This window comes from Micromonospora sp. WMMD714 (assembly GCF_029581315.1).
Taxonomy (GTDB): domain Bacteria; phylum Actinomycetota; class Actinomycetes; order Mycobacteriales; family Micromonosporaceae; genus Micromonospora; species Micromonospora rifamycinica.
In genome coordinates this window covers 4,360,121-4,382,556 of sequence record NZ_CP120744.1, presented here as the reverse complement: position 1 = coordinate 4,382,556, position 22,436 = coordinate 4,360,121, and the positions used below count along the sequence as shown (strand labels likewise).

The window sequence follows — 22,436 nt, the reverse complement described above, 5'->3', positions numbered from 1 at the left end:
CCGGCGACGGCAGGCGACCGGCGACGGCATCCGGCCAGCGGGGCTCAGTCGCCGTCACCGGGGCGGGCCACCGGCTCGCCGCCGATGCAGCCGACCTTCACCTCGAACTCCCCCGCCGGGCCGGCGAAGGTCACCTCCGCGTCGTCGTCCGGCCCCCGGTCCACGTCCTTCACCCGGTAGTCCTGCGCCGGCGCCCAGGAGACCAGCCGGACGTCGGCCCCCACGCACTCGGCCACCGCCGTACCGCCGACGGTGGAAAAGCTGCGGCGCAGGCCCGGCGACGCGGAGGGGACGGCCGGCGGGGACGAGGACGCGGAGAGCCCCGGGCCGGCCGGTGCCGACGTCGCCGACGTCGGCTCGGGGGCCGCCAGCGCCCGCTCGACCTCGGCCTGGCTGCGGACCCCGCCGGGCGTGCCGGTGATGCTCTCCCCGACCAGCCCGATCGCGGCCACCCCGATCAGGGTGGCGAGCACGGCGGCGGCCAGCCAGCCGGCGGTGACGAGGAGCGTACGGCGTCCCATGCTTTGACTATGCCCGACCGGCCGCCGGATCCGGCAGCGGACGACGGGCGGGGTCGCGCGGTGGCCCGGCGGCCGGCCCGACCGGTTAACCTGCCAGCTGGGCAAGCACCCTGCTCCTGATCGGGGACGACGGATGAGACGGCGGTTGGCGCTGCTGGTCGTGGCGACCACCTGCCTGACCCTGGTCGCCTTCCTGGTGCCGCTGGCCCTGCTGGTGCGGACGGTCGCCGAGGACCGGGCCACCGTCCGGGCGACCGCCGACGTGCAGGGCCTGGTGCCGGTGGTGGGCACCGCCGACACCACGACGATCCGGCTGACCGTGGAGCAGCTCACCGCCGAGTCGGGCCGGCCGGTCAGCGTCTTCCTGCCCGACGGCACGGTGCTCGGCGCGCAGCAGCCGCGTACCGCCGCGGTGGCCCTCGCCGCCCGGGGCCAGAGCCTCACCGCGGAGCTGGACGGCGGTCGGGAGATCGTGATCGCCGTGCAGGGCCGGCCCGACGGCACCGGCGTGATCCGCACCGTGGTACCCCGGGCCGACGTCACCGCCGGGGTGGCCCGCTCCTGGCTGGTGCTGGCCGCGCTCGGCCTCGTGCTCGTGCTGCTCAGCCTCGCCGTCGCCGACCGGCTGGCCCGCACCCTGGTCCGGCCGATCACCGAGCTCTCCTCGGTCTCGCACCGGCTGGCCAACGCCGAGCTGACCGCCCGCGCCGAGCCGGCCGGCCCACCCGAACTCCGCGAGGTCGCCGCCGCGCTCAACCACCTGGCCGCCCGGATCCAGGTGCTGCTGCGCGAGGAACGCGAACAGGTGGCGGACCTGTCCCACCGGCTGCGTACGCCGCTGACCGCGTTACGGCTGGAGGCGGAGTCGCTGCCCGATCCGGACGACGCGACCCGGGTGGCGTCGGCCGTGGACGCGCTGGAACGGGCGGTCACCGGCCTGATCCGGCAGGCGCGCTGGCGCAGTGACCCGCCCGACGCCGACCCCGGTGGGGCCACCGCCGACGCCGCCGCGATCGTGGGCGAACGGGTCGCCTTCTGGTCGGTGCTCGCCGAGGACACCGGCCGCACGGTCACCCTCGACCTGGCCACCGGGCCGCTGCCGGTCGGGGTGCCCGCCGACGAACTGGCCGCGGCGGTGGACGCCCTGCTGGGCAACGTCTTCGCACACACCCCGGAGGGCACCCCCTTCACCGTCCGGCTGACCCGGGAGGCGGCCGGGGTCGCGGTGACCGTCCACGACGCGGGGCCGGGGATACCGGCCGGTCTGATCGAACGGGGGGCCAGCCGGGCCGGTTCGACCGGGCTCGGTCTGGACATCGCCCGCCGCGCCGCGCAGGCCAGCGGCGGCCGGCTCGACCTGGCCGCCGACGTCGAGGGCGGCGCGGTGGTGACCCTCCGGCTCGGGCCGCCCGGTCGACCTTAACCGCGCCTTAGCGTCCGCACAGCGCGCCGCTATCCCCCACCGGGGCACTCTCGGGACAACAACCGAGAACTCCGGAGGTACGCATCATGAAGCGCACATCCCTGCTGCTGGCGGCTGCCGGCGGTGCCGCCGTCCTCGCCGTCACCGGCACGGCGCTCGGCGTGTCCGCCGCGGAACGGGCGCCGGCCCCCACCCCGGTCGCCGAGACGACCGCGCCCACGCCGGTCGACCCGGGTACCGCCGCCCCGTCGTCCGGCACGCCGAGCGACGCGCCGACGACCGGTGCGCCGGCCCCCGGTGCCAGCACCGCCCCGGCCACCGCCGACGCCGTCAGCCAGCAGCGGGCCGGTGAGATCGCCCTGGCCAAGGTCGGTGGTGGCCAGATCACCGAGATCGAGCGGGAGCGGGAGGCGGGCCGCCCGGTCTGGAGCGTGGAGATCGTCGACGGGGACACCGAGCACGAGGTCGACGTCGACCGGGACAGTGGCGCGGTGGTCAAGTCCGAGCAGGAGAAGGCGGACGCCGACGACAGGTCCGGCCGGGACGACGACGCCGACGACCGGGACGACGACCAGGATGACGACCGGGACGACTCCGACGACGGGGACGACGACTGACGGTCCCCCGACCGCGCGGGCCGCGACCCCGCGGTGTGGTGACAGGTGCCCCGGCGGAATCCGCCGGGGCACGTCACCGTCCGACCTCGAAGCGGGCGGACCGCTCAGCTCGACGCGGGCGGACCGCTCAGCTCGACACGGGCCGACCGCTCAGCTCAACACGGGCGGACCGCTCAGAAGGTGTGCAGCTCCACCGCGACGCCGCCGGCACCGGACCGGCTGACCGCCACCCAGTCCCGCCCGGCTCCGGCGAGCCAACCCGGGTAGCGGCCGAGCTGACGACCGGTGGGCACGTCGTAGACGAGCACCTGCGGCCGGTCGTCCTCGGCCCCGCTGACCGCCACCAGGCCCTCGGTCACCGTCGACCGCCAGCTCGCCGACGACCCGGCCAGCCCCGGATCCGGCGCGGTCCACCGGGGTACGCCGGTGGCCAGGTCGAGTAGTGCCAGCTCCCCCGCGTCGGCCGTGCCGCGCACCAGCACCGACCGGTCGTCCCCGTCGACCGGCACGCCCGCGGCGGACCCCCGCCAGACCGTCCCGCCGGTACGCAGGTCGACCAGCTGCGGTCGCTCGTCGGCGGTGACCGCGACGAGCCGGGTGCCGCTGCCGATCAGGGTCTGCCCGCTGCGCTGGTGGGCCAACCGCTTGGCGCACTCGCCGTTCTCCCGACGCCCGCTGTAGACCGCGCCGGACCAGCCCTTGCCGCCGGTGGCCGCGTCGACGCTGGTGACGCTCACCGTGCAGCGCCGGTCCCCCTCCGGCGGATCGTTGTCGGTGCTCACCAGCAGGTCACCGGCGAGGAAGCCGTACCAGGCCCGGTTCGGCAACCGACCTGCGCCGGTCCGCCCGGTGGTCGGGGCGACCGGGGCGTAGGTGGCCGGTCGGCCGGCCGCGCTGAGCCGCACCACGACGTACCGGCCGGGGGCCGCCGCGTACGGCGTGCGCGCACCGAGGCTCACGTCGCTCACCCGGGCGAACCGGTCGGTGGGGATCTTCCACAGGCGGCGACCGCTCTGCACGTCCCGCCCGACGATCGCGCAGGTCGCCGCGTCGCCGTCCCCCGCGCACTCCCTGGCGTAGACGCCCTGCAGGTCGACGACGACGTCCTGACTGCCGGCCGCCCGCCACCGGGTGGCTCCGGTGGCGGTGTCGAGCACCTCCACGACGCCGTCCTCGCCGGCCGCCACGATCGACCCGCCGGCGATCACGTACCGGTAGCCCGTGGTGAACGGGTGACGCCACCGGTCCTGCCCCGTGGCGCGGTCCACCGCCCGCAGTTCCCGCTCGTCGGGCAGGATGATGAGCGGACCGGACTCGCCGACCTCCTGGTCGAGCCGGCCGACCGGCGTCGACCAGGCCGGGCGCGGGCCTTGCGGGCTGGCCGGCGCGGTGCCGTCGCGCAGGTTCTCCTGGGTCGGCTCGACCGGCGCGGGCGGCGGTCGCTCCGCCCGTTCCGCGCGGGGCACGGCGCAGCCGCACAGCCCGAGCAGCAGACTCAGGGCGACGGCGACGGTACGCCCACGGGCGGGTCGGTGCGACGGCGACAACGGTCTCTCCCTCGATCGGCGGTCGGCACCGCCACCCTAGGGTCCGCGCGCACGTCCGGCCGGTCGGTTCCCACGCCCGGCACGGCCCCGCCCGGTGTGTCAGGATGCTGGGCGTGCCAGCGATCGAGGTCGTCACGGGTGACATCACCCGGGAGAACGTGGACGCCATCGTCAACGCCGCGAACGAGTCCCTGCTCGGCGGCGGCGGTGTCGACGGTGCGATCCACCGCGCGGCCGGGCCGCGGTTGGCCCGGGCCGGCGGTGCGATCGGTCCCTGTGCGCCGGGCGACGCGATGCCGACCCCGGCGTTCGACCTCGACCCGCCCGTGCGGCACGTCATCCACACCGTCGGACCGGTCTGGGAGGGTGGCGGCCACGGGGAGGCCGAGGTGCTCGCGTCCTGCTACCGCCGCAGCCTGGAGGTCGCCGACGCCCTCGGCGCCCGCACCGTCGCCTTCCCCGCCATCGCCACCGGCGTGTACGGCTACCCGCCCGGGCAGGCCGCCACGATCGCCGTCGCGACGATCAGGTCGACCCCGACGAACGTCCACCGGGTACGGCTCGTCGCCTTCGACGAGGAGACCCGCGCGCACCTGGCCGCCGCGCTGGCAGCGGCCGGCTGACCGACCCGGGGCGGGTCCGCCACCGTGACGCCGACGTGGTCGAAACGCCGTACCCGCGCCGTGAACACTGCTCCCGTCGGCCGACGGTGCCGGCTCAGCCCTGCGGTAGCGCGTCGTCCACCGACGACGCCCCGGAGACCCGGTGCACCGCGACGACGGCGTCGAGCGGCAGCGCCGCGTAGACGTGCGGGAAGGAACCGCCGTCGGTGGCGTCCTCCCAGCGCACCGCCGCGCCGAGAAGCCGGGGGTCGAGGGCGGCGACCACGAGCGCCGGCTCCTGAGCGAAGTACCGCAGGGCGGTCGCACCGACCTGCTCGCGGGAGGAGCAGTGGACGAAACCACTGCTGTGGTCGAAGGGCGAGCCGTCGAAGCGGCCGGCGGCCTCGAACTCGGCCCACTCGGCGGGCAGGAGGATCTTGTAGATGAGCACGCCCCAGCGTGGCAGACGGCCGACCGGTCCGCAGCCACCCGCACCCGCCGGCGCCACCCGAAGTTGACAGCCACCTTGGCTCATGCAAATAATAGTTGGCATGAGCCAAGGTGAGCTATGGGCGGGATGAGCGGCGACCGGCTGGTCGAGGTTCTCGCCACGTTGGCCAGCCCGCACCGACTCCGCGTGCTCGCCGCGTTGACCGGCGGACGCGCCTACGTCTCACAGCTCGCCCGCGACCTGGGCATCAGCCGTGCGCTGTTGCAGGTGCACCTCAAGAAGTTGGAACGCGCCGGCCTGGTCACCGCCCAGCTGGAGTTGTCCGCAGACGGCAAGGCGCTCAAGTACTACGAGGTCGCACCGTTCTCGCTACAGCTCACGCCCGACGTGGTGGCGGCTGCCGCCGCGACCCTGAGCCCCGCCGGAGACGGCGACGCCCCACCGAAGAAGGGAACCAGTTAGATGGACGCCGCCTCGGTCTTCCTGATCGTCGTCGCCGCCGTGCTCATCTCGGTCGTCTGGTATGCGGGGGTCCGCAAGCGCACCGAGGTGTCGGGCGACCTGCAACGGCAGTACGCCGAACAGGCCGCCGAGACGTCTCGGCTGCTCACCCAGATGAGTGCGCAGCTGGCCGAGGTGCAGCGGCGTACCGCCGACATGCACCGCATCCTCAAAGACGCCGAATGACCGCGCTCGGGCTCTCCCCACCGGTCACGCGCCTCAACGTCCCCAACACCATCACCGCCGTACGCACGGCCGGCTCCTTCGCGCTCGCGGTGGCGGCGCTGACCCACCGCGACGCCCACCTGCTCGTCGCCGCGTACCTGGTCTACTGGATCGGTGACATCCTCGACGGTGCCGCCGCCCGTGCCCTGGGCCAGGAGACACGCACCGGCGCGGTCTTCGACATCGTCGCCGACCGGGCCTGCACCTCGGCCTGCGCCGCGGCACTCGTCGTCCTCCGACCCGGGACCGCGCTGCCGATCGCGGTGTTCCTCGTCCAGTTCATGGTCGTCGACCAGCTGTTGAGCCTGATGTTCCTGCGCTGGCCACTGCTGAGCCCGAACCACTTCGCCCGCGTCGACCGCCGCATCTACCGGTGGAACTGGTCTCCGCCGGCGAAGGCCCTGAACACCGCGGCGGTGGTGCTCCTGGCGATCGTCGCGCCGACCGCCGCCGCCGTCACCTTCGCCCTCGGGGTCGCCGCGGTGAAGGTCGTCTCGCTGGTGTCCGCCGCCAGGTTGCCGACCGACCCGCCACCCGCCCGGCCGTGATCGCCGTACTGACGGCTGCGGTCGTCGGGCTCCTGTCGGCGTTCCTGCCGTTCACCCCCGCCGAGCCCTATCTGCTGGCGGCCGTGGCGACCGCCGGCACACCACCCGTGGCGCTGGGCGTCGCCGCTGCCGCCGGTCAGACCGCCGGCAAGACCCTGATCTTCCTCGGCACCCGCGGCGCGATCCGCTCACCCTGGCTGCGACGCCGGCTCACCAGGCACACTCCGACCGGGCCGACACCAGCGGGCCGGTGGGGGACGGCCCTCGCGCGCCCGAGGGCGGCCGGCACACGACTCGTGGCGGTGCTGGAACGTCCCCGCCAGACGACCGGTGTGCTACTGGTCAGCGCGGTCACCGGATTCCCACCCCTGCTGGCCACCAGCGTCTACCTGGCGCGCACGCCCCTGCGCCCGGTCGCGTTCGCGGCGACGTGCCTGCTGGGCCGTACGATCCGCTTCGTCGCGATCGCCCTGACGCCCCGACTCGTCGGCTACTGAACACCGACGATCTCCCGGCCGGCACCGGATCCCGTCGATCGACGTCCGCCCGCTCCCGACCCCGGCCGCCCCCGGGTGGCGGCGACAACGGCTACGACGTCGCCCACCGCCCGCCGGTCAGGTCCAACCGCTCGACACCGCCAGGATGTCCACGGGATCCCCGGTCTCTGGTTCCGCCTGGTCGCCGAACCAGTCACCGGAGACCCCGCCTCCGATCCGCGGAGATCGTCACATCCCAGCTAACCCCCGGGCGACGACCTCAGCACCGGCGTTCACCACGGTCTTGGCTGCGGGAACGGGTACGGCCTGGGCCGCGCCGGCCGTCGTGCCCACCCCACCGGCCACCAGGGTGACCACCACCATCGTCCCGGCCATCCGCTGCCGCAGCGCTCGTTTGCCCATCAAGGTTCCCCTTCCACGTGCCCGGACCCGAGGTCCGGGCCGTGGGCATCCGTCGATGAATATTGCGCCAGATGCTAAGCCGGGGAACAGCCGGCGATCCCCGTCCGCAATCCGACTGCGGGGCGCATGCGCCGATGACCGCGCCTATGGGTGCGTCTCAAGGTGAGGGCAGTTCCGGGGGCGGCCGGTGGGACGGTGCCTGCCGAGCCGGCGGAATGCATGATGGACGATGCTGAGTTCCCATCGCTGGCCGGAGCCCATCGACGGCAATCCTGATATACGCAATTCCCATAGGGATCGACTCCGTTGTCGGCGGACCGCCGTGACCCGGGTCGGCGACAGCGACGGGCGACCGGCGCGCCGACACCGACACGGCCGGCCGGACCGTTGTCGTCAATCGGACCCACCGGTGCCCCGGCCCGCGCGCCCGCCTGGTGACGTACCGAACACCGGCCCCCACCTCCGGTCACGCCGGGACGGCTCGCGCCCCGGCCGACCACCCGGTCGTCCCGTCGACCGCCCGGTCAGCCGTGCACCCGGAACGGCGTCAGCGTGGCCCGGATCGTCTCGGCGGCACCCCAGTCGTCGTCGAACTGGGCCACCACCGCCAGGTGCTGTCGCAGTTGGACGATCGGCATGCGGGCCGGCCACCCGTCGTCGAGACCGGTCAACTCGGCATAGACCGCGAAGAAGCGGCGGGACTCCGGCGGCGGCGCGGTGGTCCACAGGTGCGCCAGGTCGACCTCGGCCCACAGGTACGACACCGCCGGGTCGATCAGCGCCGGCTGACCGTCCCGGGTGGCCAGCACGTTCTGCGCCCACAGATCGCCATGGGTCAGACAGGCCGGTCGCTGCGGCAACAGTTCGGGCAGCCGGGCGCACAACCGCTCCAGCGCGATCCGGTCGGCGCGGGTGAGCGCCGCCTCGACGCGGGGCTCGGACAGCCAGCGGAGCAACCGGTGCTCGGCGAAGAAGGTGAAGCCGTCGTCGGCCCAGGTGTTGACCTGCTGGCGCCGCCCCAACCAGTTGTCGCGGTGCCAGCCGAACCGGTGCCAGCCGGTGCTCGTGTGCAGGTGCGCGAGCCGGTGGGCGAACCGCTCCCAGAAGACCTCGTCGGGTGGCCGCGGCCGCAGCAGCGACAACACCAGCACCTCGTGGTTCGCCGCGATCACCTCGGGGGTCACCATTCCGCCCAGGTCCCGCAGGGCCGCCAACCCCTCGGCCTCGGTGACGAAGACGTCGTCGCCACCGTCACCCGCTCCGACGAGCGTCTTGACGAACACCGGCGGCGCATCCACACGGTCGGCCACCCCGGCGAACGCGGCGAGCCCACCGTCGACCGGCGTCACGGCCACCACGTCCCGGATCCCGGCCCGCGCCAACCGCTCCCTCAGCAGGACCGACGACATCGACATCCTCCAGCCCGGACACGGACCCGACAGCCCGGTCGGCCACCGGCGATCCTAGCCGGGCAGCCGGTCGCGGTGATCCGGCCGTCCTCGCCGGGCGGCGGGTCGTGGTGGGCGGGCGCGGTCGCGCACACTCCCTAAACCATCCTAGGACAAAGCTCCGACCCACTCGTCCGACCCACTCGTCCGACCCACTCGTCCGACCCACTCGTCCGCCCGGCGGGTGGCCGGCAGGTCGACCGTTCCGGGCCGGCGGCGGGCGTCGGCGGCTTGTCCGGTCACCTAACATCGGCACACGTGATCCTGTCCGCGCTGGTCGCCTCCCCACCCGCCGACGAGCCGCCGGTGCTGTTCAGCATCGCCGTGTGGTCGGTCCTGCTGATGGCCGCGGTCTTCGTCAGCAACCTGCTGGCCTACCTGTTCCGGCAGCGGCTCGAGCAGGCCAGCGCGCTGGTCCAGGGGATGCGCGAGCACGAGTACGTCAGGAGCGTCCAGCAGCCGGTCGCGGCCGTTCTCATCGCCGCGGTGGGCGGCTACGGCATCAACACCGCCACCCAGGAGGTCGGCTGGCCGGGATACCTGGGCTGGCTGCTCGGCATGCCGATCCCGGCCGGCATGGTCACCTGGGCCGCGATCCGCAGCGTCCGGCAGCGCCGGTTCGACGAGCAGTGGCCACCCGACCAGGTCCCGGTGGACGACCCGGTCAAGATCCGCAGCACCCTCCGCCGCGTCGTCCACCAGGGCGCCGACGCGGAACAGGCGGAGTCGCCCGCGCTCGAACGCGCCCTGGCGCTCCTGCTGGACCAGATCCTGCCGGCCCTGCGGGAGCGCCGCGACCGTGGCCCGCGCCGCTGGCTGGGGGCGCACCGGGTGACCGCCGTCCTCGTGTTCGGCTGGGCGGTGGCGACCCTGGCCGCCACGGTGACCGCGGTGGCCCCGTCACTGTGGGACCGGCGACGGGGCGCATGGATCATGCTGGCCGTGGCGGTGCTGGTGATCGTGTGCCTCGCCGGTGGGCTGCTGACCGTCCGCTACCGGTACAGCCGCTACCGGTACACGGTCCTCGCCGACGAGGTGCAACGGTCGGCCGGGGCGGTCCGCCGGCGGATCGTCGAACGCCGGCTCGGCATCTCCGGCACGGTCGACGCGCCACGACGCCGACGACGGCCGATCCCGCAGGACGGCTGAGCCGCCGTCCGGGGGGTCACCCGTCCCTGACCCGGACGGCCGGCACCGTCGCACGGCATCGCGGTCCGGCCGCCCGGGTCCGCCGTCAGCAGGCCGAGCGTTGGCCGGAGTAGTGGGTGCCGACCCGGCCGACCACGGTCTCGTCGGTCAGCGTCGTCCCGGCGGCGCGCTTCACGTAGCAGGAGTAGCGGTGCTGGTTGATCACTTCGAGGTGGATGTGCGCGCCGCTGTCCCCGTTGACCTGGTAGCAGCTCGAGTAGCGGAACCGACCCGTCTCGCCGAGCTTGGTCCACGGGCCGACCGAGGCGCCGACGACGACGCCGCCGGGCTTGTTGTTCACGTGCATCACGTCCGCCCGGGCGATGACCTCGCCGGTCGTGGTGTCCCGGGCCTCGAGCCCGATCCGGTAGCCGCCGTCGGCGAGGTTACCGGTCGCGCAGCCGGCCCGGACCGTCACCACGGTCACCGCGACCGGGTGCCCGGCCGCCGTCTTGCTGCCGAAGGGGGACACGACCGTGGCCCCCGGGTTGCGGTAGATGTCGACCGCCCAGTCGTTGGTGTAGCCCCAGTTCCCGAACACGATGTGATGGCTCGCCGGAGGGGTGCTACCGAACTTGTCCCAGATGGACGATCCCTCGATCGGCGGGTAGATCCCGATCGGGTCGGCCGTCGCGTGGGCGGCGGCCGGGGTCGCCGGTACGGCGAGTGCGCCCAGGACCAGCGCGAGCGCGCCGAGCGTGCGGGCGAAGCGGGACCTCATGGTGCCTCCGGAGGGTGTGGGGGCGGTACGGGACCAACCCGTCGATCGACAGGAGTTGATCAGAGTATCGCCTCCGACCGCCCGGCGCGGGGCGGTGGCGACTCCCCCGGCGAGCGACTCCTCCGACGGGCGACTCCTTCGGCGGGCGGCTACCGGCGGGCGGCCGAGACGTGGTGGCGGCCGATCGGCAGCATCAGCGGCCGGCCGGAGACCGGATCGACGATGACCTGGCTGTCCAGGCCGAAGACCGCGCGTACGCAGTCCTCGGTCAGCACCTCGGTCGGCGGTCCGGCCGCGTGCACACCACCGTCGGCCAGCGCGATGAGGTGGGCCGCGTAACGGGCCGCCATGTTCAGGTCGTGCAACACCATCACGATCGTGGTGCCGCGCGTGGTGTTCAGGTCGGTCAGCAGATCCAGCACCTCGACCTGGTGGCTGACGTCGAGGAAGGTGGTCGGCTCGTCGAGCAGCAGCAGGTCGGTCTGCTGGGCCAGGGCCATCGCGATCCACACCCGTTGCCGCTGCCCGCCGGAGAGCTCGTCGACCGACCGGTCGGCCAGGTCGGCGGTGTGGGTGGCGTCGAGGGCGGCGGCCACCGCACGGTCGTCGTCCCTGCTCCACCGGGACAGCAGGCGCTGGTGCGGGTTGCGGCCCCGGCCGACCAGGTCGGCCACGGTGATGCCCTCCGGCGCGATCGGCGACTGGGGCAGCAGACCGAGGGTGCGGGCCAGCTCCTTGGCCGGCATCCGGTGCACCGCCCGGCCGTCCAGCAGGACGTGGCCGGCGCGCGGGGCGAGCAGCCGCGACATCGACCGCAGCAGGGTCGACTTTCCGCACGCGTTGGCCCCGACGATCGCGGTGATCCGGCCGGGCGGGACGAGCAGGTCGAGCGAGTCGATGACGGTCCGGTCGCCGTAGCCGACGGTGAGCTTCTCGGTCGTCAGGGCGTGGTCGACGGTCACAGCGAGCCTCCGGCGCGGTTCGTGCGGACGAGCAGGTAGATGAGGTACGGAGCGCCGAGCACCCCGGTGATCACCCCCACCGGGAAGCGGACGTCGAAGGCGAACTGGCCGAGGAAGTCGGCGACCAGCACCAGCAGCGCGCCGACCAGCGCGGACGGCACCAGCGGCGAACCGCCGGAGCCGACCAGCCGGGCGGCGATCGGCCCGGCCAGGAAGGCCACGAACGCGATCGGCCCGGTCGCCGAGGTGGCGAACGCGATCAGGCCGACGGCGGCGACGATCGAGACCAGCCGGGTGCGTTCCCGCCGGGTGCCGAGCGCGGCGGCGGTGTCGTCACCGAGTTGCAGCATGGTCAGGCTCCGGGCCTGGCTCAGCAGCAGCGGACCGCACACGGCCAGCGCGACCAGCACCGGAACGGCCTCGTCCCAGGTGGAGCCGTTGAGGCTGCCGTTGAGCCAGCGGGTCGCCGCCTGCAGGTCCCACTGGCCGGCCTGGTCGAGGACGTACGCCGTGGCGCTGTTGAGCATGGCGGCGATGCCGATGCCGATCAGCACGAGCCGGGTGCCGGCCACCCCGTCTTTGAACGACAGCAGGTAGATGAGGACGGCGACGCCGAGCGCGGCGACGATGGCGAAGATCGAGACGCCCGTCTCGCCGAGGCCGAGCACGATGATGCCGAAGGCCGCGGCGGCGCTCGCCGCCGAGCTGATGCCGATGATGTCGGGGCTGGCCAGCGGGTTGCGCAGCATGGTCTGGAAGGTGACGCCGCCCATGCCGAAGCAGAGCCCGGCCGCCAGCGCCAGGACGGTCCGGGGCAGCCGGAGTTCACCGACGGTGAACGAGGCGCCGGGCACGGTCTCGCCGAGGATCACCCGCAGCACGTCGCCGGCCGGGTAGACGGTCTGCCCGACCATCAGTGAGACGACGATCATGCCGGCCACCGCCCCGGCGAGGGCGGCCAGCACGGCGTGCCGTCGGCGGCGGCGCCGGACCCGGCCCCGGGTGACCGCGTCGAGGGTCGTGGTGCTCACAGTTCGCGTACCTTCTGCCGCCGGACGATGTAGATGAAGAAGGGGGCACCGATCAGGGCGGTGACGATGCCGGCCGCGATCTCGTCGGGGCGGTTCACCACCCGGCCGGCGACGTCCGCGACGGTCAGCAGTACCGCGCCGACCAGGGTCGCGAACGGCAGCAGCCAGCGGTGGTCGAGGCCGACGAGCAGCCGGCACAGGTGCGGGACGATCAGGCCGACGAAGGCGATCGGCCCGGCGACCGCGGTGGCCGCGCCGCAGAGCACCACCGCGCCGGCGGCGGCGACCCCCCGGACCAGGGCGACGCGTTCGCCGAGGCCGGCGGCGAGGTCGTCGCCGAGCGCGAGGGAGTTCAGCGCCCGGGCGCAGAGCAGGCAGACGGTCAGCCCGGTGAGCAGGAACGGCAGGACCTGGCCGATGCTGTCCCAGCTCGCCCCGCCGACCCCGCCGACCTGCCAGGACTGGAAGTTCTCGGCGACGTCGCCGCGCGGCAGCACGACCGCGACCACCAGCGACGCGAGGGCGGCGGAGGTGGCCGCCCCGGCCAGGGCGATCTTGAGCGGGGTGGCGCCGCCGCGACCGAGCGAGCCGACCGCGTAGACGAACAGCGCGGACACCGCCGCTCCGGCGATGGCGACCCAGATGTACATGGTGGCGGTGTACAGGCCGACGGTGGTCATGGCGACGGCGATCGCCAGCATCGCGCCCATGTTCACCCCGAGGATGCCCGGGTCGGCGAGCGGATTGCGGGTGACGCCCTGCATCACGGTGCCGGACAGGGCCAGTGCCGCGCCGACCAGGGCCGCGAGCACCGTGCGGGGCAGGCGTTTGACCACGGCCGCCTGGTCGAGGGTGTCGTCGGTGCCGCCGAGGGCGGCGGTGATGTCGGCCCAGCCCACGGTCCGGGAGCCGAAGGCGACCGACGCGACCAGGGCCAGCGCCAGGGCGGCGAGGACGGCCAGCAGCCAGGCCAGCCGGATCCGGGCCGGGCGTCGCCGCAGGGCGACGTCCGACCCGGATGTCGTGAGAGCGGTCATCAGAGCTTGTCGGCGGCTTTGCCGAGCAGGTCGACGTAGTCCTTGAGGACGAACGAGACACCGAGCGGCGTCGGGTTGGCGGCGGTGGCCACCGGGGTGCTGCCGGGCAGCGAGACGAAGGAGCCGCGCTTGATCGCCGGGATCTTGGAGAGCAGCGGGTCCTTCTGCAGGGTGGCCAGGGTGGTGCCCTCGGCGTCACCGTAGGTCACGATGATGTCCACGTCGCTGAGGTTCTGCACCTGCTCGGCGCTCTGGGTGAGGCTGAACTCCTTGGTCGTCGCGGAGGCCTTGGCGATGCTCTCCGGGTGGGTCATGCCGAGGTCGGTGAAGAACTGCGCCCGGGTGTCGTGCGTGGTGTAGAAGCTGATCTTGCTGAGGTCCGTCGGGTCGAGGTGGGTCAGGAACATCGCCGACCGGCCGGCAAGCTTCGGGTAGCGGGCCGCCTCGTTCTTCATCTGCTTCTCGATCTTCGCGATCAGCGCGTCGCCCTCGGCGGCCAGACCGAGGGCCTTGCTCTCCAGCGTGATGCTGTCGCGCCACGAGGTGGCCCAGGGCGCCTGCGGGTACGCCACGACCGGCGCGATCTTGGTCAGGGTGTCGTAGTCCTGCTTGGTCAGCCCGGAGTAGGCGGCCAGGATGACGTCCGGCCTGGTGTTCGCCACCGCCTCGAAGTCGATGCCGTCGGTCTCGTCGAACAGCACCGGGGTGGCCGCGCCGAGTTCCTTGAGGCGCGCGGCGTCCCAGGGCAGCAGTCCGTCGCCGTCCTGGTCGCCGAAGTTGGCCTTGGCGTAGCCGACCGGGACGACCCCCAGGGCGAGCGGGACCTCGTGGTTGGCCCAGTTGACGGTGGCGACCCGTTCGGGCTTCTTCTCGATCGTGGTGGTGCCCAGCGCGTGGGTGACGGTCAGCGGGAACGTCGTCGTGCTCCCGGACGCGGCGGGCTTGTCGTCGGCGCCGGACGAGCCGCCGCAGGCGGCGAGGGCGAGCGTGGTGGCGACCGCGACGATTCCGGTGAGCAGCCGGGAGGGGCGCATGCGAAGTACTCCAACTCACATAGTAAGGACAGGCTTACCTAAAACTTGATCGGTAAAGTACTCCACGTTCGCGACGCCGTTGACCAGGGGGTATGAGGCAGTGAGCAAGGTCAGTGCCGGTACCCCGATCCTGCGCCGGGCGGTCGTCCGCAACGGGCGGCGCCTCTGGACCGGGACGGCGCTGGCCGGCGTCTACCAGCTCTGCGCGGCCCTGGTCCCGATCCTCGTCGGCGTCATCGTCGACCGGGGCGTCGCCACCGGCGACCTGACCGCACTGCTCCGCTGGATCACGATCCTGGCGGCGGTCTATCTCGTCCTGGCGGTGACCTACCGCTTCGGCGCGCGGCAGCTGCAACGGGCCATCGCCGAGGAGGGCCACCAGCTCCGGGTGGAGCTGGCGGCGCGGATCCTGGACCCGCGCGTGCTGCGGACCGGTCGGCACACCGGCGACCTGCTCTCGGTCACCACCACCGATGCCGAGTACACCTCCTATCTGCTCGATCACATCCCCCGGATCACCAGCGCCCTGGTGGCGGTCACGGTCAGCGCGGTCGCGCTGCTGCTGATCTCGCCACCGCTCGGGCTGACCGTGCTGGTCGCCATCCCGACCGTGCTGGCGGTCCTCAACCGCACCGCGCCGCTGATCGCCCGGCGGGTCAGGGAGCAGCAGGACCAGGCCGGTCGGGCCACCGCGCTCGCCACGGACCTGGTGACCGGGCTGCGCCCGTTGCGCGGCATCGGCGCCCAGGAAGCCGGCGCCGGGCGCTACCGCCGGGTGAGCCGCCACGCCCTCGCGGCCACCGTGCGCGCCTCCCGCACCCAGAACGTGTACCTGGGCGCGTCCACGATGCTGAGCACCCTGCTGGCCGGGGCCATCGCGCTGGTGGCGGGCTGGTTCGCGCTCACCGGCCGGATCACGGTCGGCCAGTTCGTCACCGTGATCGGCTCCGCGCAGTTCCTGGTCGAACCGTTCGGCGTGCTCGCGGTCGTCCCCAGTTGGACCGCCGCCGCCCGCGCGGCCGCGGACCGGGTCGCCGCCGTCCTCCACGCCGGGGTGGTCCTGCCACCGGGTGCCGCCGCGCCCGGCGGCGGCGGGAACGAGCTGCGCCTGGCCGACGTGACGTACGGCCCACTGGCCGGGCTGCACCTGCGCCTGCGCAGCGGGGAGTTCGTCGGCGTGGTGGCCCGCCGGCCGGCGGACGCCGAGGCGCTGGCGCGGCTGCTGGCGGTGCCCGACGCGTACGCGGGCGACGTCCTGCTCGACGGCGAGCGGCTGGAGGCGGTGGACCGCGACCGGGCGCGACGGGTGCTGCACAGCGAACCGCACCGCACCGACCTGTTCACCGGCACCCTGGCCGCGAACCTCGCCCGGGCCGACGACGACGGCGAACGGCTCGCCGGGGCGCTGCGCGCCGCGGCCGCCGACGAGGTGGCCCGCCTGCACCCCGACGGCCTGGGCATGCCGGTCACCGAGCGTGGCGCGAACCTCTCCGGCGGCCAGCGGCAACGCGTCGCGCTCGCCCGCGCGCTGCTCGCCGGGCCGCCGCTGCTGGTGCTGCACGATCCGACCACCGCCGTCGACGCGGTCACCGAACGGGCCATCGCCGACGGCATCCGCGCGCTGCGGCACGGACCGGACGCCGGCTTCGGCACCCTCCTCATCACCAGCAGCCCGACGCTGCTGGCCGCCACCGACCGGGTGGTGTTCATCGTCGACGGCGCCGTCGCCGCCGAGGGTCCGCACGCCGAACTGGTCAGCCACGACGACTACCGCCGGACGGTGCTGCGGTGACGCCCCCGATCCTGCCGGTGGCCAGCCCGCGCGAGAGCAGGGCGTGGCTCGGCGCGCAGCTACGGGTCCACGCGGTGGCCACCGGCGTCACCCTGACCGTCGGGCTGGTCGCCGCGGCCACCGCGATCGTCCCCGCCTACGCCCTCGGCCTGCTGGTCGACCGGGTCCGGGCCGGCGGCGGCACCGACGCGCTCGTCCCGGTCGCCGTGGTCATCGTGGCCGCCGCGGTCGTGGGCGGCCTGGCCACCGGCGCCGGTGCCCACCTGGTCCGCCGGTTGGGCGCGCGAATTCTCGCCGACCTGCGCGAGCGCGCCCTGGACACCGCGCTGCGGCTGCCCGTGGCGGTGCTCGACCGGGCCGGCCGGGGCGACCTGGTCTCCCGGGTCGGCGCGGACGTCAGCGCCATCGACCGGGCCGTATCCGAGGTGCTGCCCACCCTGATCTCGGCGCTGCTGCTGGCGGCGCTCAGCTTCGGCACGATGATCGGCATCGACTGGCGGCTCGGGCTGGCCGGCGCGGTCGCCGTCCCGCTCTACGTGCTCGGGGCGCGGTGGTACCTCCCCCGGGCCGCACCGGCCTACGCGGCCGAGCGGGTCGCCATCGCGCAGCGGTCGCAGCAGTTCGTCGAGAGCGTGCAGGGCATCCGGACGGTGCACGCCTACCGCTTGGAGGACCGGCACCTCGCCGGCATCACGGCGGCCTCGGCCCGCGCCCGGGACATCTCGACGGGCGTGTTCGCCCTCTACACCCGCCTGGTGGGACGCGTCAACGGGGCGGAGCTGGCCGGGCTCGGTGCGGTGCTGGTGGTAGGATTCCTGCTCGTCCGCCAGGGTGCCGTCACCCTCGGCGAGGTCTCGGCGGCCGCGCTGCTGCTGCACCGCCTGTTCGGCCCGGTCCTGCAGCTGATGGTCACCGTCGACAAGGCCCAGGAGGCCGGGGCGAGCCTGGCCCGCCTCGTCGGCGTGCTCGGCGCGGATCCCGGACGCGACGCGGGCGGCACCGCGCCGTCAACGCACGACCTCGTGTTGACCGGCGTCGGCTTCAGCTACGACGGGGCCACGCCGGTGCTGCGCGACGTCTCCCTGCGGGTCGGGCCGGGTCGGCTGGTGGCGTTGGTCGGCTCCACCGGCGCCGGGAAGACCACCGTCGCGTCGATCGCCGCCGGGGTGCTGCGCCCCGCGCGCGGCACGGCCACCCTGGGCGGCGTTCCGGTCACCGAGCTGCCCGCCCGGACGATCGCCCTGGTCAGCCAGGAGACCCACGTCTTCGCCGGTCCGCTCCGCGAGGACCTGCTGCTGGCCCGGCCACGGGCCACCCCGGACGAACTCACCGCGGCCCTGGCCCGGGTCGGCGCGCTGGCCTGGGCACTCGCCCTTCCCGACGGCCTGGACACGGTGGTCGGCGAGGGCGGCCATCCGCTGACCCCGGCGCAGGCGCAGCAGTTGGCGCTCGCCCGGGTGGTGCTGCTCGACCCGGCGGTCGTGGTGCTGGACGAGGCGACCGCCGAAGCCGGCAGCGCGGGGGCGCGCGACCTCGAACAGGCCGCCGCCGCCGCGCTGGAGGGACGCACCGCCCTGGTCGTCGCCCACCGCCTCACCCAGGCGGTGGCGGCGGACCACGTCATCGTCATGGAGCGGGGCGGGATCGTCGAGAGCGGCCCGCACGCCGAGCTGGTCGGCGCGGGCGGAAGCTACGCCCGGCTGTGGGCGGCGTGGGCGGCCCGCGCCACCGCCGGCCCGGAGGCGGCCCGTACCGGCGTCGCGCCGGGCTCCACCGGGGGCGACGGCCCGCCGGTGCCGCAACGGCAACCGGCCGGGCCGTCGCTGACCGCTCAGCGGGAGTAGAACTCCACCACGAGCTGCTCGTCGCAGACCACCGGCACCTCGTGCCGGGCGGGCTCGCGCAGCAGCGTGGCGCGCAGCCCGGTCAGCTCCACCGACAGGTACGGCCGGGGTCGGTCGTCGGCGTGGGCACCGGCGGCGGCGAGCTGGAACGGTGGCAGGGTCCGGCTGCGTTCGCGCACTCCGACGACCTGGCCGGGCCGCAACCGGTAGGAGGGCCGGTCGACCTTGCGCCCGTCGACGGTGAAGTGGCCGTGCCCGACGAGCTGGCGTGCCTGGTAGACGCTGCGGGCCAGCCCGGCCCGGAGCACCACCGCGTCGAGCCGCCGTTCCAGGAGCGCGACCAGCGACTCGCCGGTCTTCCCGGCGCCCCGGGCCGCCTCGTCGAACGTCCGGCGCAGCTGGGACTCGCTGACGTTGTACTGGTGGCGCAGCCGCTGCTTCTCCAGCAGCCGCACCTGGTAGTCGGAGGTCTTGCGCCGGTTGCGGCCGTGCACGCCCGGCGGGTAGGGACGCCGCTCGAAGTACCGCACGCACTTACGGGTCAACGGGATGCCGAGCGCGCGGGAGAGCCTGGCCTTGGGACGGGGGTGGTTCACGTCGACGTCTCCGATCACATGATCTAATACGGTTAGGTAAGGCTAACCTACCTTGAGGAGATCGGGATCATGCGCCCCAGCCCGGCCGAAATCGTGCGGACCCTCGTCGCGGGCCGGCTGCCCGCCCTCGTCCATCTGCCCGGCTCCACCGGCCCGCACCAGGTCCGGCACGCCGTCGATCCAGACGGCCGGGTGCTGCTGCTGACGCCGGCAGCCGGCGACCTCGCCACGGCGCTCACGCCGCCGGCCGGGGAGACCGACGTCGCCGCCGTCCTCGACGTACTCGACCTGCCACCCACCGCCGGCGCCCCCTCACTCGGCCGGGCCTGGCTCTCCGGCTGGGCCGAACGCCTCGACGGCGACGGGGCGCGACGGGCCGCGATGGACTTCGCCGCCACCCGGCCGACGGGCGACCTGCTCGACGTGGGCGACCGGTTCCGGCTGCACCGGTTCGCGGTGGCCGAAGCCCGCTGGGAGCGGGCCGGCGCGACGCGCCCGATCGACCCGCAGGCGTACGCCCGGGCCGAGCCCGACCCGCTGCACGCGGCCGAGGCGGACCTGCTGGCCGACCTCGCCGACCACCACGGCGAGCAGGTCGCGGGCTACCTGCGCCGGCAGCTCGGGCTCTGCGGTGCCGAGGCGCCCCGGGTGGTCCGGATCGACCGGTACGGGCTGCTCGTCGTCCACGGTCGACCGGACGCCATCCGGCGGACCCGGGTGGGCTTCGCACACCCCGTCGCGGACGTCGCCGAACTGTCCCGGGTGCTGCACCCGATGGTCTGCCCCCGGCAGGCCGCCTGAGCCCCGTCGGGACGCACCGGGCAGCGGGCGGGCGTCGCCGAGAGGGCCGCGCCCGCCAGCGGGTGGACGGGTCCGACGTGCGGTCGTTCGACATCGACTATTGACGTTGCCGTAACAGCGGTCTAGCGTCTGTCGAACCGCTTCGTCGAACCGCTTCGACGAGCACTCGGACGCGGTTCCGTGCCTGGCCGGAGGAGGTGTGCGGTGGCCACCATGCAGGACGTCGCCCGCCTGGCGCAGGTCTCGGTCAGCACCGTGTCCTACGCGCTCACCGGCGCCCGGCCGATCTCCCCGGCGACCCGGGCCAAGGTGCTCGCCGCGATGACCGCGCTCGACTACCAGCCCAACGCCATGGCCCGGGGTCTGGCCAGTCGGCGCAGCCGGATCCTGGGCCTGCTGCTGCCGATGGACGAACGCGGCATCGGTGCCACCGAGACGGCCTTCGTCACCGGGGCCGCCGCGGCGGCCAGCACCGTCGGCTACCACCTGGTGCTGTCACCCGTCGGCGGGGGCGGCGACCTCGACGAGCTGCGCCGGCTGGCCAGCCAGCGGATGTTCGACGGCGTGGTGCTGATGGAGGTGCAGCTCGCCGACGAGCGGGTCGGCACGCTCCAGCAGGCCGGGGTGCCGTTGGTGCTGATCGGGCGGACCGGCGACACCGACGGGCTCTCCTACGTCGACATCGACTTCGCGCAGACCGTACGCGAGGCGGTGGCGCACCTGGTCGGCCTGGGGCACCGGCGGATCGTCTACGTCAACCACTCGGCCGGGACGCTGGCCAGCGGGTACGGGCCGGCGCTGCGGACCCGGGACGCGTTCGTCACGGCGATGACCGGCCATGGCCTGGAACCGGTCATGATCCCGGCCGAGGACAGCGCCGCCGGCGGCCGGGCGGCGCTGGCCGCCGCCCTGGCGCGCACGCCCGACCTGACGGCCGTGCTGGCCATGAACGAGACGGCGATCTTCGGCATCCTCGGCGAGCTGACCGCGCGGGGGCGGTCCGTGCCCGGGGACGTCTCGGTCGTCTCGATGGTCACCTCGCCGCAGGTCGCCGAGCTGGCCACCCCGGCGCTGACCGCGATGACGTCGCCCGGGTCGGCGATGGGCCGGATCGCGATCGAGGCGCTGGTGCGCCAGCTGGACGGGGCCGGCACCGCGTGCCACCAGCAGCTGCTGCCGTGCGCGCTGGAGATCCGGGGATCGACCGCGGCACCCCGACGTCACCACCCGGATGGGGGCTGACCAGGCAAAACGGCCCGTCGCCGCGCGGCAACGCGACGACGGACCCAGCGAAGTACCGGGCTCGATACTCAACGAGGAGGATAGCAATGCAGCGATTCCACCGGATCGTCGCGGCGATCGCCCTGGCGGCGACCGCGACGACCACCGTGGCCGCGTGCGACGACGACAGCGGTGACGGCAGCGGGGCCAGGACCCTCAAGCTCTGGCACTACGAGGGCGAGACCAGCGCGATGGGGGTCGGCTGGGACCGGGCCATCGAGATCTTCAAGGCCGAGCACCCCGGCGTCGAGGTGCGCTTCGAGCGCAAGGCGTTCGAACAGATCCAGCAGAACGCCGGCATGATCGTCAACTCGTCCGAGGGTCCGGACATCATGGAGTACAACAAGGGCAACGCGACCGCCGGCCTGCTGTCGTCGCAGGGCCTGCTCACCGACCTCAGCGGCGAGGCGGACGAGCGCGGTTGGGCCGACAAGCTCAGCCCCAGCCTGCAGACCACCGCGCGGTACAGCGACAAGGGCGTGATGGGGTCGGGCAACTGGTTCGGCGTGCCGAACTACGGCGAGTACGTCACGGTCTACTACAACAGGGACCTGTTCGACCGGCACGGCGTCACGGTGCCCACCACCATGGCGGAGCTGACCGCCGCGATGGACACCTTCGTGCGCAAGGGCATCACCCCGCTGGGCATGGCCGGCGCGGAATACCCGGCCGGGCAGCTGTTCTACCAGTTGGCGCTCTCCAAGGCCGACCGGCGGTTCGTCGACGACTACCAGCTCTACCGGAACCCGGTCGACTTCCGTGCCGACCCGCTGAAGTACGGCGCGGACACCTTCGCCGACTGGGTGCGCAAGGGCTACGTCGCCAAGGACTCGGCGAGCCTCAAGGCCGAGGACATGGGCACCGCGTTCATCGCGGGCAAGACCCCGATGATCGTCTCCGGCAGCTGGTGGTACGGCCGGTTCAAGGCCGAGATGAAGGCCAACTGGGACACCTTCCTGTTCCCGGGGAACACCCTCAACGCCGGCTCGTCCGGCAACATCTGGGTCGTCCCGACCAACAGCAAGGCCAAGAGCCTGGCGTACGACTTCATCGACATCACCCTGCGCCCGGAGATCCAGGACCTGATCGGGAACAACGGCGGCATCCCGGTGGCCGGCGACCCCGCGAAGATCACCGATCCGAAGGACCGCAAGCTGATCGAGGACTTCAACACGGTCAGCAAGCAGGACGGGTTGGCCTTCTACCCGGACTGGCCGGTGCCCGGCTACTACGACGTGCTGGTCGGCGGGTTCCAGGCGCTGATCAACGGGTCCAAGTCCCCCGACCAGGTGCTCGACACGATCGCCAAGCCGTACGCCGACGGCGTCAAGGAGATCACCGGCAAGTGACAGGTGGGCGGCGGGCGC

At 73.8% G+C, this 22,436-nt stretch carries 24 protein-coding genes; 13 read left to right on the top strand and 11 right to left on the bottom strand.

The window, feature by feature from the left end; all coding sequences use genetic code 11:
• Window positions 1–44: 44 nt before the first annotated feature.
• A complete protein-coding gene (locus tag O7625_RS18905) occupies window positions 45–521 on the bottom strand; it encodes a septum formation initiator (RefSeq protein WP_282340279.1) in 477 nt (158 codons plus the stop codon).
• A 133-nt stretch (window positions 522–654) separates the two neighbouring features.
• On the opposite strand from O7625_RS18905, the gene O7625_RS18900 reads away from it, so the two are divergent.
• The gene (locus O7625_RS18900; RefSeq protein WP_282340278.1) at window positions 655–1,944 is read left to right on the top strand and encodes a HAMP domain-containing sensor histidine kinase; all 1,290 of its coding nucleotides are present in this window, start codon (window positions 655–657) and stop codon (window positions 1,942–1,944) included.
• Between the two features lie 86 nt (window positions 1,945–2,030).
• Window positions 2,031–2,561 (top strand): PepSY domain-containing protein, encoded by a 531-nt coding sequence (locus tag O7625_RS18895; protein ID WP_282340277.1) that lies wholly within the window; start codon window positions 2,031–2,033, stop codon window positions 2,559–2,561.
• 173 nt (window positions 2,562–2,734) lie between these two features.
• On the opposite strand, the gene O7625_RS18890 is transcribed toward O7625_RS18895, so the two are convergent.
• Entirely contained in the window at window positions 2,735–4,108 is a 1,374-nt protein-coding gene (locus O7625_RS18890; RefSeq protein ID WP_282340276.1) for a PQQ-binding-like beta-propeller repeat protein, read from the bottom strand.
• Window positions 4,109–4,221: 113 nt separating this feature from the next.
• Here O7625_RS18890 and O7625_RS18885 point away from each other — a divergent pair, with 113 nt between their 5' ends.
• Window positions 4,222–4,731: an O-acetyl-ADP-ribose deacetylase gene (locus O7625_RS18885; RefSeq protein WP_282340275.1), complete on the top strand. Its 510-nt coding sequence runs from the start codon at window positions 4,222–4,224 to the stop codon at window positions 4,729–4,731.
• Window positions 4,732–4,825: 94 nt separating this feature from the next.
• Here O7625_RS18885 and O7625_RS18880 read toward each other — a convergent pair whose 3' ends face one another.
• Window positions 4,826–5,161, bottom strand: a complete 336-nt coding sequence (locus tag O7625_RS18880) for a DUF952 domain-containing protein (protein WP_282340274.1) — start codon at window positions 5,159–5,161, stop codon at window positions 4,826–4,828.
• 117 nt (window positions 5,162–5,278) lie between these two features.
• On the opposite strand from O7625_RS18880, the gene O7625_RS18875 reads away from it, so the two are divergent.
• The 4 genes from O7625_RS18875 to O7625_RS18860 are packed head-to-tail and all read left to right on the top strand — an operon-like array spanning window position 5,279 to window position 6,932.
• A complete protein-coding gene (locus O7625_RS18875; RefSeq protein WP_282340272.1) occupies window positions 5,279–5,623 on the top strand; it encodes a helix-turn-helix domain-containing protein in 345 nt (114 codons plus the stop codon).
• Entirely contained in the window at window positions 5,624–5,848 is a 225-nt protein-coding gene (locus tag O7625_RS18870; protein ID WP_282340271.1) for a hypothetical protein, read from the top strand.
• On the top strand, window positions 5,845–6,435 hold the full coding sequence (locus O7625_RS18865; RefSeq protein WP_282340270.1) for a CDP-alcohol phosphatidyltransferase family protein: 591 nt from the start codon (window positions 5,845–5,847) through the stop codon (window positions 6,433–6,435). The genes O7625_RS18870 and O7625_RS18865 overlap by 4 nt, the downstream gene beginning before the upstream one ends.
• Window positions 6,432–6,932 (top strand): hypothetical protein, encoded by a 501-nt coding sequence (locus O7625_RS18860; protein WP_282340269.1) that lies wholly within the window; start codon window positions 6,432–6,434, stop codon window positions 6,930–6,932. The genes O7625_RS18865 and O7625_RS18860 overlap by 4 nt, the downstream gene beginning before the upstream one ends.
• A gap of 228 nt (window positions 6,933–7,160) precedes the next feature.
• Here the strand turns inward: O7625_RS18860 and O7625_RS18855 are convergent, their stop codons facing one another.
• Together O7625_RS18855 and O7625_RS18850 are read right to left on the bottom strand one after the other, a co-directional pair.
• Complete coding sequence (locus tag O7625_RS18855; RefSeq protein WP_282340268.1) at window positions 7,161–7,334, bottom strand: hypothetical protein; 174 nt, start codon at window positions 7,332–7,334, stop codon at window positions 7,161–7,163.
• A gap of 524 nt (window positions 7,335–7,858) precedes the next feature.
• Window positions 7,859–8,743 (bottom strand): fructosamine kinase family protein, encoded by an 885-nt coding sequence (locus O7625_RS18850; RefSeq protein ID WP_282340267.1) that lies wholly within the window; start codon window positions 8,741–8,743, stop codon window positions 7,859–7,861.
• Window positions 8,744–9,040: 297 nt separating this feature from the next.
• On the opposite strand from O7625_RS18850, the gene O7625_RS18845 reads away from it, so the two are divergent.
• Window positions 9,041–9,931, top strand: coding sequence for a hypothetical protein (locus O7625_RS18845; protein ID WP_282340266.1), 891 nt, complete (start codon window positions 9,041–9,043; stop codon window positions 9,929–9,931).
• An 85-nt stretch (window positions 9,932–10,016) separates the two neighbouring features.
• Here O7625_RS18845 and O7625_RS18840 read toward each other — a convergent pair whose 3' ends face one another.
• From O7625_RS18840 to O7625_RS18820, 5 genes are all read right to left on the bottom strand, one after another.
• Window positions 10,017–10,691, bottom strand: coding sequence for a hypothetical protein (locus tag O7625_RS18840; RefSeq protein WP_282340265.1), 675 nt, complete (start codon window positions 10,689–10,691; stop codon window positions 10,017–10,019).
• 149 nt (window positions 10,692–10,840) lie between these two features.
• Entirely contained in the window at window positions 10,841–11,653 is an 813-nt protein-coding gene (locus tag O7625_RS18835; protein WP_282340264.1) for an ABC transporter ATP-binding protein, read from the bottom strand.
• A complete protein-coding gene (locus O7625_RS18830) occupies window positions 11,650–12,684 on the bottom strand; it encodes an iron chelate uptake ABC transporter family permease subunit (protein WP_282340263.1) in 1,035 nt (344 codons plus the stop codon). The genes O7625_RS18835 and O7625_RS18830 overlap by 4 nt, the downstream gene beginning before the upstream one ends.
• Window positions 12,681–13,721 (bottom strand): iron ABC transporter permease, encoded by a 1,041-nt coding sequence (locus O7625_RS18825; RefSeq protein WP_282340262.1) that lies wholly within the window; start codon window positions 13,719–13,721, stop codon window positions 12,681–12,683. The genes O7625_RS18830 and O7625_RS18825 overlap by 4 nt, the downstream gene beginning before the upstream one ends.
• On the bottom strand, window positions 13,721–14,755 hold the full coding sequence (locus O7625_RS18820) for an iron-siderophore ABC transporter substrate-binding protein (protein ID WP_282340261.1): 1,035 nt from the start codon (window positions 14,753–14,755) through the stop codon (window positions 13,721–13,723). The genes O7625_RS18825 and O7625_RS18820 overlap by 1 nt, the downstream gene beginning before the upstream one ends.
• Before the next feature lie 100 nt (window positions 14,756–14,855).
• On the opposite strand from O7625_RS18820, the gene O7625_RS18815 reads away from it, so the two are divergent.
• A complete protein-coding gene (locus tag O7625_RS18815) occupies window positions 14,856–16,547 on the top strand; it encodes an ABC transporter ATP-binding protein (RefSeq protein WP_282340259.1) in 1,692 nt (563 codons plus the stop codon).
• Window positions 16,544–18,391 (top strand): ABC transporter ATP-binding protein, encoded by a 1,848-nt coding sequence (locus tag O7625_RS18810; protein ID WP_282340257.1) that lies wholly within the window; start codon window positions 16,544–16,546, stop codon window positions 18,389–18,391. The genes O7625_RS18815 and O7625_RS18810 overlap by 4 nt, the downstream gene beginning before the upstream one ends.
• Here O7625_RS18810 and rpsD read toward each other — a convergent pair.
• Window positions 18,379–18,987 (bottom strand): 30S ribosomal protein S4, encoded by a 609-nt coding sequence (gene rpsD, locus O7625_RS18805; protein WP_282340255.1) that lies wholly within the window; start codon window positions 18,985–18,987, stop codon window positions 18,379–18,381. The two genes, O7625_RS18810 and rpsD, sit on opposite strands and share 13 nt — an antisense overlap.
• 69 nt (window positions 18,988–19,056) lie before the next feature.
• Here rpsD and O7625_RS18800 point away from each other — a divergent pair, with 69 nt between their 5' ends.
• From O7625_RS18800 to O7625_RS18790, 3 genes are all read left to right on the top strand, one after another.
• Window positions 19,057–19,788: a DUF2470 domain-containing protein gene (locus O7625_RS18800; RefSeq protein ID WP_282340254.1), complete on the top strand. Its 732-nt coding sequence runs from the start codon at window positions 19,057–19,059 to the stop codon at window positions 19,786–19,788.
• Window positions 19,789–20,001: 213 nt separating this feature from the next.
• The gene (locus tag O7625_RS18795; RefSeq protein ID WP_282347007.1) at window positions 20,002–21,030 is read left to right on the top strand and encodes a LacI family DNA-binding transcriptional regulator; all 1,029 of its coding nucleotides are present in this window, start codon (window positions 20,002–20,004) and stop codon (window positions 21,028–21,030) included.
• Window positions 21,031–21,116: 86 nt separating this feature from the next.
• A complete protein-coding gene (locus tag O7625_RS18790; protein WP_282340252.1) occupies window positions 21,117–22,418 on the top strand; it encodes an extracellular solute-binding protein in 1,302 nt (433 codons plus the stop codon).
• Window positions 22,419–22,436 lie beyond the last annotated feature (18 nt).